Origin of the sequence: Oerskovia sp. NPDC056781, from assembly GCF_042789955.1 — a bacterium.
GTDB classification, from domain to species: domain Bacteria; phylum Actinomycetota; class Actinomycetes; order Actinomycetales; family Cellulomonadaceae; genus Oerskovia; species Oerskovia rustica.
This window is the reverse complement of sequence record NZ_JBHUAD010000073.1, coordinates 1-16,645: the sequence shown is the minus strand read 5'-3', so window position 1 is coordinate 16,645 and position 16,645 is coordinate 1. Positions and strand designations below refer to the sequence as shown.

The 16,645-nt window shown below is 67.5% G+C and carries 14 protein-coding genes; 8 read left to right on the top strand and 6 right to left on the bottom strand.

What is annotated here, in order from left to right:
* Window positions 1-36: 36 nt before the first annotated feature.
* The 6 genes from gyrB to dnaA all read right to left on the bottom strand — a co-directional run bounded on the left by gyrB (window position 37) and on the right by dnaA (window position 9,254).
* Complete coding sequence (gyrB, locus tag ACFRCR_RS08760; protein ID WP_377676826.1) at window positions 37-2,106, bottom strand: DNA topoisomerase (ATP-hydrolyzing) subunit B; 2,070 nt, start codon at window positions 2,104-2,106, stop codon at window positions 37-39.
* Window positions 2,107-2,422: 316 nt separating this feature from the next.
* Window positions 2,423-2,923: a DUF721 domain-containing protein gene (locus tag ACFRCR_RS08755; RefSeq protein WP_030152608.1), complete on the bottom strand. Its 501-nt coding sequence runs from the start codon at window positions 2,921-2,923 to the stop codon at window positions 2,423-2,425.
* Between the two features lie 79 nt (window positions 2,924-3,002).
* The gene (recF, locus tag ACFRCR_RS08750; RefSeq protein WP_377676820.1) at window positions 3,003-4,217 is read right to left on the bottom strand and encodes a DNA replication/repair protein RecF; all 1,215 of its coding nucleotides are present in this window, start codon (window positions 4,215-4,217) and stop codon (window positions 3,003-3,005) included.
* Between the two features lie 178 nt (window positions 4,218-4,395).
* Window positions 4,396-5,295 (bottom strand): phosphogluconate dehydrogenase (NAD(+)-dependent, decarboxylating), encoded by a 900-nt coding sequence (gnd, locus tag ACFRCR_RS08745; protein WP_377676818.1) that lies wholly within the window; start codon window positions 5,293-5,295, stop codon window positions 4,396-4,398.
* A gap of 48 nt (window positions 5,296-5,343) precedes the next feature.
* Window positions 5,344-6,474 (bottom strand): DNA polymerase III subunit beta, encoded by a 1,131-nt coding sequence (dnaN, locus tag ACFRCR_RS08740; RefSeq protein WP_377676816.1) that lies wholly within the window; start codon window positions 6,472-6,474, stop codon window positions 5,344-5,346.
* A 1,346-nt stretch (window positions 6,475-7,820) separates the two neighbouring features.
* Entirely contained in the window at window positions 7,821-9,254 is a 1,434-nt protein-coding gene (gene dnaA / locus ACFRCR_RS08735; protein ID WP_377676814.1) for a chromosomal replication initiator protein DnaA, read from the bottom strand.
* A gap of 503 nt (window positions 9,255-9,757) precedes the next feature.
* Between dnaA and rpmH the strand changes: the two genes are divergently transcribed.
* From rpmH to ACFRCR_RS08695, 8 genes are all read left to right on the top strand, one after another.
* On the top strand, window positions 9,758-9,895 hold the full coding sequence (gene rpmH / locus ACFRCR_RS08730) for a 50S ribosomal protein L34 (RefSeq protein ID WP_010849920.1): 138 nt from the start codon (window positions 9,758-9,760) through the stop codon (window positions 9,893-9,895).
* Between the two features lie 6 nt (window positions 9,896-9,901).
* Complete coding sequence (rnpA, locus tag ACFRCR_RS08725) at window positions 9,902-10,267, top strand: ribonuclease P protein component (RefSeq protein ID WP_377676812.1); 366 nt, start codon at window positions 9,902-9,904, stop codon at window positions 10,265-10,267.
* 29 nt (window positions 10,268-10,296) lie between these two features.
* Entirely contained in the window at window positions 10,297-10,581 is a 285-nt protein-coding gene (gene yidD / locus ACFRCR_RS08720) for a membrane protein insertion efficiency factor YidD (RefSeq protein ID WP_377676823.1), read from the top strand.
* A gap of 58 nt (window positions 10,582-10,639) precedes the next feature.
* Window positions 10,640-11,719 (top strand): membrane protein insertase YidC, encoded by a 1,080-nt coding sequence (gene yidC / locus ACFRCR_RS08715; protein WP_377676810.1) that lies wholly within the window; start codon window positions 10,640-10,642, stop codon window positions 11,717-11,719.
* A gap of 74 nt (window positions 11,720-11,793) precedes the next feature.
* A complete protein-coding gene (locus ACFRCR_RS08710; protein ID WP_377676808.1) occupies window positions 11,794-12,315 on the top strand; it encodes a protein jag in 522 nt (173 codons plus the stop codon).
* A gap of 939 nt (window positions 12,316-13,254) precedes the next feature.
* A complete protein-coding gene (rsmG, locus tag ACFRCR_RS08705) occupies window positions 13,255-13,935 on the top strand; it encodes a 16S rRNA (guanine(527)-N(7))-methyltransferase RsmG (RefSeq protein WP_377676807.1) in 681 nt (226 codons plus the stop codon).
* A 373-nt stretch (window positions 13,936-14,308) separates the two neighbouring features.
* Window positions 14,309-15,319 carry an AAA family ATPase gene (locus tag ACFRCR_RS08700; protein WP_336708273.1) on the top strand — a complete coding sequence of 337 codons (1,011 nt, stop codon included), beginning with the start codon at window positions 14,309-14,311 and terminating at the stop codon, window positions 15,317-15,319.
* Window positions 15,316-16,566 (top strand): ParB/RepB/Spo0J family partition protein, encoded by a 1,251-nt coding sequence (locus tag ACFRCR_RS08695; RefSeq protein ID WP_377676805.1) that lies wholly within the window; start codon window positions 15,316-15,318, stop codon window positions 16,564-16,566. The genes ACFRCR_RS08700 and ACFRCR_RS08695 overlap by 4 nt, the downstream gene beginning before the upstream one ends.
* Window positions 16,567-16,645 lie beyond the last annotated feature (79 nt).

The following is a 16,645-nucleotide window of genomic DNA, read 5'->3' as shown; positions in this document are numbered from 1 at the left end:
TTCCACCCGGCCGCTCGCGGCACCCGACCACGCCGTCTAGATGTCCAGGAACCTCACGTCCTTGGCGTTGCGCTGGATGAAGTTGCGTCGCGACTCCACGTCCTCGCCCATGAGGACCGAGAAGATCTCGTCCGCGGCTGCGGCGTCGTCGAGCGTGACCTGGTTGAGCGTGCGGTGGTCGGGGTCCATGGTCGTGTCCCACAGCTCCGAGTAGTCCATCTCGCCGAGACCCTTGTAGCGCTGGATCCCGTTCTCCTTGGGGATGCGCTTGCCCTCGGCCTGACCGGCGAGCAGGAACGCGTCGCGCTCCCGGTCCGAGTACACGTAGTCGTGCGGCGCGTTCGACCACTTGAGGCGGTACAGCGGCGGCTGCGCGAGGTACACGTGGCCGTGCTCGATGAGCGGGCGCATGTACCGGAAGAGCAGGGTCAGCAGCAGCGTGCAGATGTGCTGGCCGTCGACGTCGGCGTCGGCCATCAGGACGATCTTGTGATACCTCAGCTTGGCGATGTCGAAGTCCTCGCCGATGCCCGTGCCGAACGCCGTGATCAGAGCCTGGACCTCGTTGTTGCCCAGGGCCCGGTCGAGGCGCGCACGCTCGACGTTGAGGATCTTCCCGCGCAGCGGGAGGATCGCCTGGTTGTGCGGGTTGCGGCCACGCACGGCCGAGCCACCTGCCGAGTCACCCTCGACGATGAAGACCTCGCACTCCTCAGGACGGTTCGACTGGCAGTCCTTGAGCTTGCCCGGCATGCCGCCGGACTCGAGCAGACCCTTGCGACGCGTCGCCTCGCGCGCCTTGCGGGCCGCGAGCCGCGCCTGCGAGGCCTGGATCGCCTTGCGGATGATGTCGCGCGCCTCGGTCGGGTGCGAGTCGAACCAGTCCGTGAGCTGCGCACGGACGACACGCTGGACGAACGACTTCGCCTCGGTGTTGCCGAGCTTCGTCTTCGTCTGGCCCTCGAACTGCGGCTCGCCGAGCTTGATCGACAGGACGGCGGTGAGGCCCTCGCGGATGTCGTCACCCGTGAGGTTGTCGTCCTTCTCCTTGATGATGCCCTTGGCACGCGCGTACTCGTTGACCAGCGAGGTCATGGCCGCACGGAACCCCTCCTCGTGCGTACCGCCCTCGGTCGTCGAGATCGTGTTGGCGAACGTGTGCACGGACTCGGAGTACGAGCCGGTCCACTGGAGCGCGACCTCGACCGAGATGCGCCGCTCCTTGTCCTCGGACTCGAAGTCGATGATCTCGTCGTGGATCAGCTCGACCTTCTTGGCCGAGTTGAGGTGCTTGACGTAGTCCACGAGCCCGTCGTCGTACTTGTACGACACGACGCGGGGCTTGAACTCGTCCTCACCCTCGGGAGCCGCCACGAGGTCCTCGGCGGGGTCGGCGACCTGCCCCGTGACCTCGTCGTCGGTGTCGAGGAACTGACGGCGCTCGTCCGTGAGCGTGATGCGCAGGCCCTTGTTGAGGAACGCGTACTGCTGGAAGCGCGAGCGCAGCGTCTCGAAGTCGAACTCGGTCGTCTCGAAGATCTCCGGGTCGGCCCAGAAAGTCTGGGTCGTGCCGGTCTCCGAGGTGGCCTCACCCTTGACGAGGGGACCGTCGGTCTTGCCGCCGTCCTTGAAGTTCTGGCTCCAGGTGTGGCCGTCACGCTTGACCACGGTCTGGACCTTGCGCGACAGCGCGTTCACCACCGAGATGCCCACACCGTGCAGTCCGCCCGAGACCGCGTAGCCGCCGCCACCGAACTTCCCGCCCGCGTGGAGGATCGTCATGACGACCTCGACGGTGGGCTTCCCCTCGGTCGGGTGGATCGCGACGGGGATGCCACGACCGTTGTCCTTGACCCGTACACCTCCGTCGGCCAGAAGTGTCACGTCGATGGTGTCGGCGTACCCCGCGAGGGCTTCGTCCACAGAGTTGTCCACAACCTCGTACACGAGGTGGTGGAGTCCGCGCTCACCGGTCGACCCGATGTACATGCCGGGCCGCTTGCGCACGGCCTCGAGCCCTTCGAGGACCGTGATGTTGCTCGCGTCGTACGTGCCGCCAGAGGGGTCCCGGTCCTTGCCCGGTCCTTCACCACTCTCCGGAGGCAGGCTGGATGGGACGTTGTCTGTGTGGTCTGCCACGGGCGGAAACGCTCCTCGTCATCATGCACGCGACAGGTTCACCCGCTGGGGAGGATCGCTGCACGGCTCATCGGTTCCGGCTCGCGCAGTGCACCAGACGGTGCTCGCGGAGGTACCCGGAATGACCTCTCCATTCTACCTGGGAGGTGGCCGAAACAGCGGATTCTGAGCCCCTGCGGGCAAGTTCTCCACAAGGTTCTCCACAGGGTGGTGGATCTGCGCGCCGACGACGCCGGCCGGCCCTCCTTCCGGACGGACATAAGGGTACGAACCGGGCATCAGATCAGCCGAAGGTGTCGCGCGGCCCGCGGCCCCGCACGGACTTCGGTCCGCGCCGGAAGCTGGGTCCGGTCGGTCCCAGCACGGTCACGGTCTCGACGACGCCCTCACCGACCTCCTGCGCGAGGCGTTCGAGCAGCCGGGGCGTCAGCAGGCGCACCTGCGTGGCCCACGCGGTCGAGTCGGCGCGCACCACGAGCACCTTGTCCTCGAAGGTCTCGGGCTCGCAGTGGTCGGCGACCTGGTCGCCCACGACCTCGCGCCACCGCCCGATCACCCCGCCGACGGACACGTCCTGGACCCACCCGCGCTCGTGCAGCAGGCGTTGCACGACCGCACCGAACGTCTGCGGATCCCGACCACCGGGGCGCGCCCCTGTGGACGGCGGAGGGTCGGCCAGGACGCGCCGCGACGGCTGTCCCGGACGGATGCCCTTGGCGCGCGCGGCCGCACGGGCGCGATTGAGCGCCTCGCGCGCCACCTGCGCGGGCGGCGTGAGGTCCACGACCTCACCGACCGGTAGTCCCGCGGGACGGGCGACCTCCTCGTCGTCCTCGCGGGTCGTCCCGTCCTCGTCCGGGGAGTCACGCACGTCTGGTCACCCGGCCGTCGAGCACGTCGAGCCGCAGCCCCGAGAGCTGGCGCGGCACGTCCTCCGGCACGGCCGCCGTGATGATGACCTGGTTGGCGCCCGCGACGAGGTCCGCGAGCCGGTCGCGGCGACGCACGTCGAGCTCGGCGAACACGTCGTCGAGCAGGAGGACGGGCTCGCCGTCGGGACCCCAGTCCGGCGACCACAGGAGCGAGCCGGCCGCCTCCGGCGCCCCGTCCGTGAGGAGCCGGTACGACGCAAGACGCAGCGCGAGCGCGAACGACCACGACTCGCCGTGGCTCGCGTACCCCTTGGCCGGCAGGCCGCCGAGGGTCAGGACGAGGTCGTCCCGGTGCGGCCCCACGAGGCAGACACCACGCTCGATCTCCTTGCTGCGCAGGGCCGCCATGGCCTCGAGGAGCTGCGTCTCGAGCGCCTCGACGGTCTGCGGTCCGATCTCCTGCCCGACGCCGTCGCGCGGGTCCTCCAGAGCGGCGGCCACCGAGGAGCGGTAGGCGATGTGCGCCTCACCCTGGCCCGAGCTGACCTGCTCGTAGGCCGCCGCCGCATAGGGCTGGAGGGCCGCGACGAGCTGAAGACGCAGCGCCACGATCTGGGCCCCCGTCGCGGCGAGCTTGGCGTCCCACACGTCGAGCGTGCGCAGGTCCGGGGTCGACGAGCGCGAGGCGCGCATCGCACCCCCGGCCGACTTGAGGAGCGCGCTGCGCTGGCGCAGGACCCTGTCGTAGTCCGAGAGGACCCCCGCGAACCGCGGCACCAGGAGCACCGCGAGCTGGTCGAGGAAGCGGCGACGGCCGTCCGGGTCGCCCTTGACCAGCGCCAGGTCCTCGGGGGCGAACAGCACGGTCCGCGCGATCCCCAGGACGTCGCGAGGCTTGCCGGCCGGCGCACGGTTGATCCGTGCACGGTTGGCCTTGCCCGCGGCGATCTCGATCTCGACCGTGCTCGCCCGGTCGCCCCGGACGATCCGTGCCCGGACCACGGCCCGCGAGGCCCCCGCACGCACCAGGGCCGCGTCCGACGGCACGCGGTGGCTGCCCAGGGTCGCGACGTAGCCGATCGCCTCGACGAGGTTCGTCTTGCCCTGACCGTTCGGTCCGACGAAGGCGTTCACGCCGGGCTCGAGCTCGACGTCGACCGACGTGTACGAGCGGAAGTCCGCGAGCGAGAGGTGGGAGATGTACATCAGGTCCTACGGCGTCGGGTCGAACAGGTCGAGGGGAACGGTCGTCCCGGGGCGGAGCCTCCACAGCACGTGGACCGCCTGTGGAGAAGTGCACGGGACGACGCCTACCAGTGTGCGGCCACCCCGGTGCGACGGCCTACCGGGCGAGCGACGTCGTCGGGCAGGGAGCACGTCCGCCTCAGGAACCGCCGGCGGGCTTCACGGCGTGCCCACCGAACTGCTGCCGCAGCGCGGCGACGGCCTTCATCGCCGGCGACGCACCCTGGCGCGACGCGAAGCGTGCGAAGAGCGCGGCCGAGATCACGGGGAGGGGCACAGCGCTGTCGATCGCCTCGTCCACGGTCCAGCGGCCCTCGCCCGAGTCCTCGACCCAGTCGCTGATCTCGCCCAGCTCCGGGTCCTCCTCGAGCGCCTTGACCAGCAGGTCCAGGAGCCACGACCGGACGACCGTCCCGCGGGTCCAGGCCTTGAGCGTGCCGGGGACGTCGGTGACGATGTCCTTGGCCTCGAGGAGCTCGTAGCCCTCGGCGTAGGCCTGCATCAGGCCGTACTCGATGCCGTTGTGCACCATCTTGGCGTAGTGCCCGGCACCCACGGCCCCGGCGTGCACGAAGCCCTCCTCGCGCGGCCCCTCAGGGCGCAGCGCGTCGAAGACGGGCATCGCGGCCTCGACGAGCGCCGCATCGCCGCCCACCATGAGCCCGTAGCCGTTCTCGAGCCCCCAGATGCCGCCGGAGACGCCGACGTCCAGGTACCCGACGCCCAGGGGCGCGAGCTCCGCGGCGTGCACGGCGTCGTCGGAGAAGTGCGAGTTCCCGCCCTCGATGACGACGTCACCCGCAGACAGCAGCCCGGCGAGCTCGGTCACGACACCACGGGTGATCGGCCCGGACGGGACCATGACCCACACGAAACGCTGACCTGCGGGCAGGGCGGCGACCAGCTCTGCGAGCGACGCGACGTCCGAGACCTCCGGGTTCTGGTCGAACCCCGTGACCTCGATCCCCCCGGCGCGCAGGCGCGCACGCATGTTCGCGCCCATCTTGCCGAGTCCGACCAGACCGATGTGCGTCACCATCGTGTGCCTCCGTACCGTTGAGCTCGTTCCGTGCGCGACCGGCCGAGGTCAGCTCGCGAAGCGGATGGGGACCAGCAGGTAGCGGTAGTGCGACGAGTCCTCGCCGTCCAGCGACTCCTGACCGGTGAACTCGACCGGCTTGTTGGGGTGCGTGAAGCTCAGACGGACGAAGTCCGTCCCCAGCGCCCCCAGGCCGTCGAGCAGGAACTGCGGGTTGAAGGCGACCGAGATCTCCTCGCCCACCAGGACCGCCTCGAGCGCCTCGGACGCCTGCGCGTCGTCCCCCTGGCCGGCGTCGAGCACGACCTGACCGTCCGTGAAGGACAGGCGGATCGGGGTGTTGCGCTCCGCGACGAGCGAGACACGCTTGGCCGCGTCGATGAGCGGAGCCGTCGCCATGACCGCGTGGATCGGGGTCTCGTCGGGGAAGAGACGACGGACCGCGGGGTAGTCGCCGTCGACGAGCTGGGACGTCGTGTGGCGGCCGCCCGCCTCGAAGCCGATGAGATCGACGCCCGAACCTGCCGTGAGCCCCACGTTGACCAGGCCCGAGCCGCCCAGGGACTTCGCGACGTCGTTGAGGGTCCGGGCACGGACGAGGGCGACCGCGTTGAAGTCGGGCGAGGCCGGGGTCCAGGTGAGCTCGCGCAGAGCGAGCCGGTAGCGGTCCGTCGCGAGCAGCGTGATGCGCTCGCCGTCGATCTCCATGCGCACGCCCGTCAGCAGGGGCAGTGTGTCGTCACGACTCGCGGCGACCGTCACCTGGGCGACCGCGTGCGTCAGCTCGTCTCCCGACACCGTGCCCGAGAGCTCCGGCATCGCGGGCAGCGCGGGGTAGTCCTCCACCGGCATCGTCAGCAGCGTGAACCGGCTTGCGCCGCACGTGACGATCACCTTGTTGCCCTCGACCGCGAAGTCCACAGGCTTGGCCGGCAGCGCACGCGAGATCTCCGCGAGAAGACGGCCGGACACGAGGACCGTACCGGGCTCGACGACCTCGGCAGGGATCTCGGAGCGTGCAGAGACCTCGTAGTCGAAGCTCGACAGCCCGATCGTCCCGACGGCGTCGGCCTCGATGCGTACCCCGGCGAGGACGGGAGCCGGAGGCCGCGTCGGCAACGTACGGGCCGTCCAGGTCACTGCGTCGGCCAGGACATCACGCTCAACCCGGAACTTCATCCCACACCCTCTCGTCCATGGATCGATCTTCACATGTCAGGCACTCGACCGCGCGGTACACAGGGGTGAGTTCGCTGGTGAATGAAGACCACACGTCGCGGTTCCTCGCGTCGTCCTCCTCGCCGTCGGGGAGGACGAGACCTGTACGGGTCGTCGTGCCCGCATGAACCCTACGCGAGACAAGGCACTGCCCGGTACCTCTGGCACGCTCTGTGGATCGTGGTCGATGCTGGCTCGCTCCGGCTCGACTCCCGGCGTCGGTTGTGACGGCGGTCACAGCTGCGAGTTGAGGCAGCTCGAACGGCGCGGGACCAGATGAAGGCGTGTGGATTTTTCCTGCTTAGAGATCATTCGTCGTAGTCATCGGTGCTGTGCAAAGTGTGGAAAACGGGTCTTCGTGCAGGTCAGAGGACGATTCTGCGTGTGGACGAAGTGGGTACGGGCCTGTGGGTAAATCGCAGGCACTGTTGACGACGAGTTGTCCACAGATCACCGTCCACCGACCGGCCCTCCTCTGTCCACACGATGTGCCCCGTCGTCCACAGTTATCCACAGGTAGGTGCACAAGCTTGTGGGGGATGCCTGCCCTCGAGCGATCTGTACACAGCACAGAGTGCCCTGTACACAGGCGGCTGGGGACGCACAGCTGCTGATCTGGGGACGGTCGGCAGCGAGCGGTGGACATACCCCCAGGCCTTGTGGACAACTGTGGGGACAAGTGGATATCCACCGCTACTTGTACACATGGTCATGGACTGCCTGTGCATCCACAGGACTGTGGAGAGCCGTTCGTCCAGGGGATGAGCGCCGCCGTCGGACGTCTGTGCACAGCGGCGAGCTGCGCGACGATGTTCATCCACAGCAAAGCCGCTTAAGGTGCATAACCGACACGTGTGCCCTGGAAGCTGGGGACTGTGTCGACGGTGACACGGGGTCCCGAGACGTGCACCGGCCGGATCTCCGCGTCTCGGCGCGTCTGATCCGACGGCCTTCAGGGCAGGGTGAACAGGTTCTGTGGACGACGTCGAGCGCGGGGAACGAACGTCTGCTGTTCGAGAGCCAGGCCGGGTACGGCGCCAGAGCCAGGCCGGGTACGGCGCCAGGCACGGTCTGCTGGAGGACGAGCGGAGGCACGGCGCCAGGGCGGTGCCTCCCCGCCGTGGCCGGCCGTGCACCCGGCCCACGGTACGACGAAGGGGTGGGCGAGGAAGTGCCCCGCTGGTGGTGGGGTTGGTGGGAGCGCCCGAGGGACGAGGGCGCGGAGGGTAGAGCGGGGAACACCCTCGCCCGCCCCACCCGGGGTGACCCCATCCAGCAAGCGCGACCGCTCGCGGCACGACCAGGGCTCAGCCCCGGTGCTGCTGCTTGATCCTGCTCGTCAGCTCGGTGACCTGGTTGTACGTCGACCGGCGTTCGGCCATCTGCTCGGTGATCTTGCGGTTCGCGTGCATGACCGTCGTGTGGTCACGGCCGCCGAACTGCTGCCCGATCTTGGGCAGGGAGAGATCAGTGAGCTCTCGGCAGAGATACATGGCGATCTGCCGCGCGGTCACGAGGACACGGGATCGGGAGCTGCCGCACAGGTCCTCGATGGTCAGCCCGAAGTAGGCGGCCGTCTGCGCGATGACGCTCGCGGGAGTGATCTCGGAGGCGTCGTCATCGGTGATGAGGTCCTTGAGGACGATCTCGGCGAGGGCGAGGTCGACCTGCTGCCGGTTCAGGTTCGCGAAGGCGGTGACACGGATGAGCGCGCCCTCGAGCTCGCGGATGTTCGTCGAGATCTTCGAACCGATGTAGGACAGCACGTCCGTCGGTACGGCGAGACGCTCGCTCGCGGCCTTCTTGCGAAGGATCGCGATGCGGGTCTCGAGGTCGGGGGGCTGGACGTCGGTGATGAGGCCCCACTCGAACCGGCTGCGCAGCCGGTCCTCGAAGCCGTTGAGCTGCTTGGGGGGCAGGTCCGACGTGATGACGAGCTGCTTGTTGGCGTTGTGCAGCGCGTTGAAGGTGTGGAAGAACTCCTCCATCGTCTGTTCCTTGCCCTGCAGGAACTGGATGTCGTCGATGAGGAGGACGTCGACGTCACGGTAGCGGCGCTGGAACGCGCCCGCCTTGCCCTCGCCGATGGAGTTGATGAAGTCGTTGGTGAACTCCTCGGAGTTCACGTAGCGCACCCGGACGTTGGGGTACAGGTTGTGCGCGTAGTGACCGATCGCGTGCAGCAGGTGCGTCTTGCCCAGCCCGGACTGCCCATAGATGAAGAGCGGGTTGTAGGCCTTGGCCGGTGCTTCGGCGACGGCGACGGCGGCCGCGTGGGCGAAGCGGTTCGAGGAACCGATGACGAACGTCTCGAAGATGTACTTCGGGTTGAGGCGGGTCGGTTCGGCGTGCGGACGCTGCGGGACCGGCGCGGGGAGCATCCGCTCGCGCTCGTGCTCGGGCTCGACGTGGACCGGCATCGCTGGTTCGGGCACGCTCGCGGTGAGGGCAGCGGGAGACGGCGGTTCGGCGGCGAGCTCGGGGTCGACGGTGATCCCGAAGCGGACGTCCCGGCCGAGCGCCCCCGCCATCGCGGAGACGAGCTCGTCGCGCACCCTGGTCTCGAGGTAGGTCCGAGTCTGCTCGTGCGGAACGGCGATGAACACGGTGTCGTCGAGGATCGCGAGCGGCTTGGCCAGCTTGATGAAGGCGATCTGCCGCGGCGTCATGTCGGGGCTGGCCTCTAGGACGGCGATGGTCTGAGCCCAGACGTCAGTGATGTTCTCGTCGGGGTTGGACACCAGGTGATTCCTTCGTCGTCGGGTGCTGCATGATGATCAGGATCAGTCTGGAGTGTGCCACGCGGACCCGTTATCCACATAGTTTTCCACAACCTGTGGGGAGTAATGGCAACGCACGGCTGCATCGGCCGTCTGCGGGTCGTCTCCCGGCGGCCTGCCGGTCGTCGACAGGTCCGCAGCGTGGCCCGCGACCCGACCACGAGGCGTCTCCCGCTCGCGTGCTGCCTGACGGCACCAGGATCAGAGTAGACGTACCAGCCGCTGAGCGACATATCATGACAGGCTCGGCGTGAGATGGTCCGGGTTTGACCCGAGGGGGGTCCGCGGCGTAACGTCATACAGCCGTTCCAGGTACTTTCGCGCGCCCTCACGGGGGCGAATCCACGGACTGATCGTGGCGGGTACACGGGCGGCTGGGGTGCAGAACTGCATCCCTTCCAGCTGTAGCACTGCATCGTCGAGGACATAGACGGTGTACCTCCCCGACGTTCTTGGAGTACCTCGTGAGCAAGCGGACTTTCCAGCCGAACAACCGGCGCCGTGCGAAGACCCACGGTTTCCGGCTGCGTATGCGCACCCGCGCCGGCCGCGCCATCCTGGCAGCCCGTCGTCGCAAGGGCCGCGCCGAGCTCTCTGCCTGACAGCAGGTGCTACCCGCGGCGCACCGCTTGCGCCGTTCCGTAGATTTCGAACGGGCGGTGCGACGTGGCGTGCGCGCGGGGCGATCGACCGTGGTGGTTCATCTCTCCCAAGACCCTGGGGGCGACGAGCCACCACAGGTCGGTTTTGTCGTATCCAAGGCCGTAGGTAACGCCGTGCACCGGAACAAGGTGAAGCGGCGCCTGCGCGCCGCGTCTTCGGCGTACCTCGACGCGTTGCCGCCACGGACCCGAGTGGTCGTGAGGGCACTTCCCGCGTCCTCCGACAGCGACTTCGCGCAGCTCGACCAGGACCTCGCGTCCTGCATCAAGCGAGCGGTCGCCCAGTGGGACCGCCGATCGGCCGAAGCATGAGCGCGACCGTCCAGGCCGATCACGCAGGAATGGGCTCGCCGGGCTGGACCACGCGTTCGTGGCGGTTCGTCCAGAGGATCCCGCTGCTCGTGCTGGTCGGGCTCATCAGGGCCTATCAGAGCGTCATCTCACCGATGACCGGGCCAACCTGCAAGTACTACCCCTCGTGCTCGCAGTACGCGCTCGTCGCGATACGACGGCACGGTGTGCTGCGAGGCGTACGGCTCGCCGTCTGGCGGCTGCTGAGGTGCAACCCCTGGAGCAGAGGTGGCGTCGACGACGTCCCCGAGGCGCTGAGGAAGCACTCGCACTAGTCCTCCTGCCGGCGACGTCGGCGGGACCCAGTTTGTTGAAGGTTAGGGAGTAGTACGGATGGACTTCTTCAAGTTCCTCGAGCCGATCGAATGGGTCGTCGCGTGGATCATGTACCTGTGCCACCAGGGACTCGTGTTCCTGGGCATGGGTGACGGCCCCGGTCTCGGTTGGGTGTTCTCGATCGTCGGGCTCGTGATCATCATCCGTATCCTCCTGATCCCGCTCTTCTTCAAGCAGATCAAAGCCTCGCGCGGCATGCAGATGCTGCAGCCCGAGATGCAGGCCATCCAGAAGAAGTACAAGGGCAAGTCGGACCCGGCGTCCCGTGAGGCCATGAGCCGCGAGACGATGGAGCTCTACAAGAAGCACGGGACGAACCCGTTCGCCTCCTGCCTGCCGATCCTGCTGCAGTCGCCGATCTTCTTCGCCCTGTTCCGCGTGCTCAACGGCCTCGTGCCGATCTCTGAGGGCAAGGCCGACGCGATCGGTCCGATCGACGCGAGCGTCGCGGGCGACATCGAGAGCTCGTCGCTGTTCGGTGCCCACCTCTCGGACATCTTCCTGAAGACCGACGACATGCAGGCGAAGATCGTCATCGGCGCCCTGATCGTCGCGATGTGCGCCACGACCTTCTTCACGCAGCGTCAGCTGACAATGAAGAACATGCCGAAGTCGGCTCTCGAAGGCCCCATGGCCTCGACGCAGAAGATGATGCTCTACGTCTTCCCCTTCATCTTCGCGGTCTCCGGCGTGAACTTCCCCGTCGGTGTCCTCGTCTACTGGACCACGACGAACCTCTGGTCCATGGGCCAGCAGTTCTACACGATCAAGCGCATGCCCGCGCCGGGATCCGAGGCTGAGCGCCTGATGAAGGAGCGCAAGGCTCGCAAGGCCGCGGCCAAGGGCATCGTCGAGGAAGCAGCTCCGGTCATCGAGCAGCCCCGCGGCCAGCGTCAGCAGCCCAAGCGCAAGGACCGCCAGAAGCCAGGCACGCCTCGTGTCATCAACGGAACGACGGCTCCGTCTGCCGAGATCAACGATGCTCCGGTCAACGACGCCCCGGTCGATGGTGAGACCGACGGCCCGGCCAAGGGGACCGGTAAGGGTTCCCCGAAGCCGAAGCAGCCGAAGAAGTAGCCCCAAGTCCTGATCCGAGAGCGCCGAGGTTCCTTCGAGACCCCGGGGTTCTCATGACCCCCAAGGAGCCAGCAATGTCGTCGACCGACGCACCCGCTGCCGAAGACCAAGCCCCTGACGAGATGACGCGCCTCGAAGAGGAAGGCGAAGTCGCCGCGGACTACCTCGAGGAGTTCCTCGACATCGCCGATCTCGACGGTGACATCGACATCGACATCGATCACGGTCGCGCTGCGCTGGAGATCGTCGCCGACGAGCCCGCTTCGCTCCGGCACCTCGTGGGCAAGGACGGTGAGGTCCTTGACGCGCTCCAGGAACTCACGCGTCTCGCGGTCCAGGCACGGACGGGCGAGCGGAGCCGCCTCATGCTCGACATCGCCGGCTTCCGGGCGCAGCGCAAGGTCGAGCTCACGGAGCTCGCGACGACGGCGATCGCGACGGTTCGTGCGTCGGGGACCGAACTCTCGATGGAGCCCCTCAACGCTTTCGAACGCAAGGTCGTTCACGACGTCGTCGCAGCGGCGGGACTCACGAGCGACTCGCGGGGCACCGACCCGGAGCGCTACGTCGTGATCCGACCCTCCGAGGAGCCCTGACCGCACCTCTCTCCCTCTCGAAGCCGCCCGGTGTTTCACGTGAAACACCGGGCGGCTTCGTTCGTACGGCACGGGCAGATGTATCGAGTGCTCCACCGCAGGGCTCGTTCTCGTGGGCCGAATCCGTCCGGAGAGTCGAGCGGGAGACGGGGCCTGTCGTGGGCTCCTTCAGCGGGGGAGTGCACACCTCTCCTGTCGCGACGGGGGTGGCGGGGAGCGAATGGCAGAGCTCGGGTCAGCGCAACGGGGCTCTCTCGCGGCACCAGCCAGTTCGACTCCTGAGGTGGAGCGGCCGCGGACTCGTGAGGGGCGGAACCCGGTTCCAGAAGGTGGCCGTCACGGGAGCCGAGGAGCGGCAAGGCGGGGCATCCCCCGTGTCAGCGCATCCACCGGTGCCGCGGCGACGACACGGAGGAGCGGTTGCGACGATGCCGGGCCACCCCGGCGCTGCGTCCCGGACGATGCCAGGGCGGAGCTGGACGGTCCCGATCCTGGTGTCGCTCTGGTGGTCGGCAGTCGTGCGCCTGGCGACCCAGCTCGCGGGACGTCGAGTGCACGGCCAAGACCGTGCGTTCCGCCGTCGTGAGCGTGATCTGGTGGGGCACACGGCGCACGGCACACGGCACACGGCACAAGGCGCACGGCACATGGCACACGGCACACAACGCCGGCCCGCACCCTGGTCGTTCCGTTCGGTGCTCGGACGGCCAGGTTCTCGCGCTCTCGTGGGTGATCCGTGCGCACGGTGGGGTGCCTCACCTCAGCGCCCTTCCGCTGTCATGCCCCGCCTCATGAAGCAGCTACGCACGCCACGTGCCGGCTTGTCGTCCGGCATCGCTGGTCTTCCCTCCATGTCCGTGCGAGACGTGACACCATGGACCCCGGGCTGTTCGGCCGAGCCCTGCATTCCGTGGGGCTTGAGCACTGAAAGAGGAGTAGATGACCAACGAGATGAGCGACGCCGTCGAGGGCGATGTTTCACGTGAAACGCTCTCCGACTCTCCAGAGGTACGGGCGTATTTCGGCGACGCGTACCCTGCCGTCGCTCGATTCGCCGAGATGCTGCATGACCAGGGGGAGCTGCGCGGACTGATCGGGCCGCGTGAGGTGTCGCGCATCTGGGAGCGGCACATTCTCAACTCCGCAGCCGTGGTGCAGTTCCTCCCCGAGAAGGGCACGATTGCCGACATCGGCTCCGGGGCCGGCCTGCCGGGGATCGTCATCGCCACCATGCTGCCCGACGCGCAGGTTCTTCTGATCGAGCCCATGGAACGTCGTTGTGCCTGGCTTTCCGAGGTGGTCGACGAGCTCGAGCTGTCGAACGTCGAGGTCAAGCGTGGGCGCGCGGAGGAGTATCACGGCGCGTTCCAGTGTGATGCCGTGACCTCGCGTGCCGTTGCTGCACTGGAGAAGCTGGCTCGTATGTCGCTTCCGCTGGTAGAACGCGGCGGAGAGATGGTCGTCCTGAAGGGGCGCAACGTGATCAACGAGATCGAGCCTGCGCGCAAGGTGCTGCGCAAGTACAAGACGGAGGAGCCGGAGGTTCTTGAGGCATTCAGCGTCGAAGGCGTCGATCCGACGACGGTGCTCCGGGTCCGGCGTACCGCAGTTCAGGTCTGATGCGCTGAACGCGTTCCTGGGCTCGTTCGACGCTGCTCGATCGTCGGAGGAGCCGCGTCGGAGCGCGGGTTGAGCCTCGCGACGAGACGGCCACGCGGAGCACGTAGGGTGGCACAGGGTGGCGGACGAGTGCGTTGCCCGGCCGACCGGAAGACTCGGTGACGACACGCGTCCGGCGGTCCACGGATGAGGCTGCGGTGGGGCGCATGCTGGAGTAGGTCAAGTGAGGGAGATGGGCGTGACGGAGAGTTCCGACCAGCAGCAGGACATCCCGTTCGAGAGCCCGGAGGTGGCGTACCTGACGGATGTTTCACGTGAAACATCCGGCGGCTACCTGTCGGAGAGCTTCGACGAGAGTCGACGAGAAGCGCTCATGGCGAGTCTTCCCGAGATGGACGATGAGACTCCGCTTGCTGCCCAGCTGACGATCGATGCGCGCCGTCGGATCGACCTCCAGGGACGACGATTCCCGCGCCCGGCGTCGACACGGATCATCACGATCGCCAACCAGAAGGGCGGCGTCGGGAAGACGACGACCACGGTCAATCTGGCGGCGGGTCTCGCGCAGGCCGGTCTCAACGTGCTGGTGATCGACAACGACCCGCAGGGCAACGCATCGACTGCACTAGGGGTCGAGCATCGAGCGGGGACACCGTCCGTCTACGAGGTGCTCGTCGACGGTGCACCCTTGTCATCCGCGGTCCAGCAGTGTCCCGACCTCCCGACGCTGTGGTGCGTGCCGGCAACGATCGACCTGTCGGGTGCTGAGATCGAGCTCGTCTCGCTGGTTTCACGTGAAACACGGCTGCGGAAGGCCGTCGATGACTTCCTCGAGGAGCGGATCGCGCAGGGTCTCGAACCGATCGACTATGTCCTCGTCGATTGCCCACCGAGTCTCGGGCTCCTCACGGTCAATGCCTTCGTCGTCGGTCGCGAGGTCTTGATCCCCATTCAGTGTGAGTACTACGCACTCGAGGGGCTGAGCCAGCTCCTGAAGACCATCGAGCTCATCAAGGCTCACCTGAACCCACGACTGCACGTCTCGACGATCCTGCTCACGATGTATGACGGCCGCACCAACCTTGCGCAGCAGGTGGCCGCCGAAGTACGCGAGCATTTCCCCGAGCAGACCCTCAAGACGTCGATACCTCGTTCCGTGAGGATCTCGGAGGCTCCGAGCCATGGCCAGAGTGTGATCACCTACGATCCGAGCTCCACCGGTGCGCTGGCCTATCTCGAAGCTGCTCGTGAGGTGGCCGACAGAGGCCGACCCGAGCCCTTGCCTGTCCCATCAGTCGACGGAGCGTCTCGCAACGTCTCGCGGCAGAACTACCTCGCCGAGCGATGGGCAGTGCTGCCTAGCTACCAGGAGGATGCACGATGAGTGAGAAGCGCCGTGGGCTCGGTCGTGGTCTCGGAGCCTTGATTCCGACCAGTCCTGAGCGTGAGCGTCCGGTCGACGTGTTCTTCCGCTCCGCCCCGCGAGCCCCTGAGGTCGTTCAGAACGCTAACCCCGAGGCTGGGGGAGTGGGGTCTGACGAGTCGAGCGCCCCCGTGCTGACGATCGAGCGCACAGGAGCTGACTCTCCCGCTTCCCTTCTCGGCGTTGACGAGCAGGACGTGGCCGACCTCGCAGCGATCACCAGCGACTCGGCGACAGACGATGCTGGCGCGCCTGTCGTAGATGCCGGGGAGGATGAGCATGAGACGGCCGACGACGTCGACGTCGATGTTTCACGTGAAACAGGAGCCGAGGAGAGCCTGCACGGCGTGACCGAACGTGCGTCGGTCGATCTCGTTCCGGTTCCCGGCGCCACGTTTGCAGAGCTCCCTGTCGGTCTGATCCGCGCCAACTCACGTCAGCCACGCACTGTCTTCGACGAGGGCGAGCTCGACGAGCTGGTCGGCTCGATCAAGGAGATCGGCGTCCTTCAGCCGGTCGTCGTGCGTCGTGACCCTGAGAACCCTGGCGGCTACGAACTCATCATGGGTGAGCGGCGATGGAGGGCGACCCAGGCCGCGGGGCTCGATGTCATCCCCGCCATCATTCGCGAGACGGACGACGCCGACCTTCTGCGGGACGCGCTCCTCGAGAACCTGCACCGCAGCGCCCTGAACCCCTTGGAGGAGGCGGCGGCGTACCGTCAGCTCCTCGACGACTTCGGTTGCACGCACGAGGAACTGGGTACTCGTATCTCCCGGAGCCGCTCGCAGATCTCCAACATGCTGCGTCTTCTCCGTCTTCCTCCGCTGGTCCAGCGCCGCGTGGCCGCAGGAGTGCTCTCGGCCGGGCACGCTCGAGCACTGCTCGGGCTCACGGATGGTGCCGAGATCGAGCGCCTCGCGCAGCGGATCGTCTCGGAGGGACTGTCGGTGCGTGCCACCGAAGAGATCGTCGCACTCGGCGGCCTGGATGCGAAGCGTCCGGTCGAGCGTGCTCCGCGGCCCGGACAGCGCAGTGCTGCGATCGACGAACTGGCGTCGAGGCTCTCGGACCGTTTCGAGACACGAGTCAAGGTCGACCTGGGCAAGAACAAGGGACGGCTGACTGTCGAGTTCGCCTCGGTCGAGGACCTCAACCGGATTCTCGACCTGATGGCACCGCAGGATCCGGGTCTGCTGCGCCAGTAGGTCGAAGGGTCACCAGGCCGGCTCGGCCGGACCAGGACCACGACGTTTCACGTGAAACATCGGCCCCGATGAGCAACCG

Coding starts and splice junctions, on each gene's coding strand:
- rsmG (WP_377676807.1), top strand. CDS start 13,255: ATGACCAACGAGATGAGCGACGCCGTCGAGGGCGATGTTTCACGTGAA.
- ACFRCR_RS08710 (WP_377676808.1), top strand. CDS start 11,794: ATGTCGTCGACCGACGCACCCGCTGCCGAAGACCAAGCCCCTGACGAG.
- ACFRCR_RS08695 (WP_377676805.1), top strand. CDS start 15,316: ATGAGTGAGAAGCGCCGTGGGCTCGGTCGTGGTCTCGGAGCCTTGATT.
- yidC (WP_377676810.1), top strand. CDS start 10,640: ATGGACTTCTTCAAGTTCCTCGAGCCGATCGAATGGGTCGTCGCGTGG.
- recF (WP_377676820.1), bottom strand. CDS start 4,217: ATGTACATCTCCCACCTCTCGCTCGCGGACTTCCGCTCGTACACGTCG.
- ACFRCR_RS08700 (WP_336708273.1), top strand. CDS start 14,309: ATGGCGAGTCTTCCCGAGATGGACGATGAGACTCCGCTTGCTGCCCAG.
- dnaN (WP_377676816.1), bottom strand. CDS start 6,474: ATGAAGTTCCGGGTTGAGCGTGATGTCCTGGCCGACGCAGTGACCTGG.
- yidD (WP_377676823.1), top strand. CDS start 10,297: ATGGGCTCGCCGGGCTGGACCACGCGTTCGTGGCGGTTCGTCCAGAGG.
- gnd (WP_377676818.1), bottom strand. CDS start 5,295: ATGGTGACGCACATCGGTCTGGTCGGACTCGGCAAGATGGGCGCGAAC.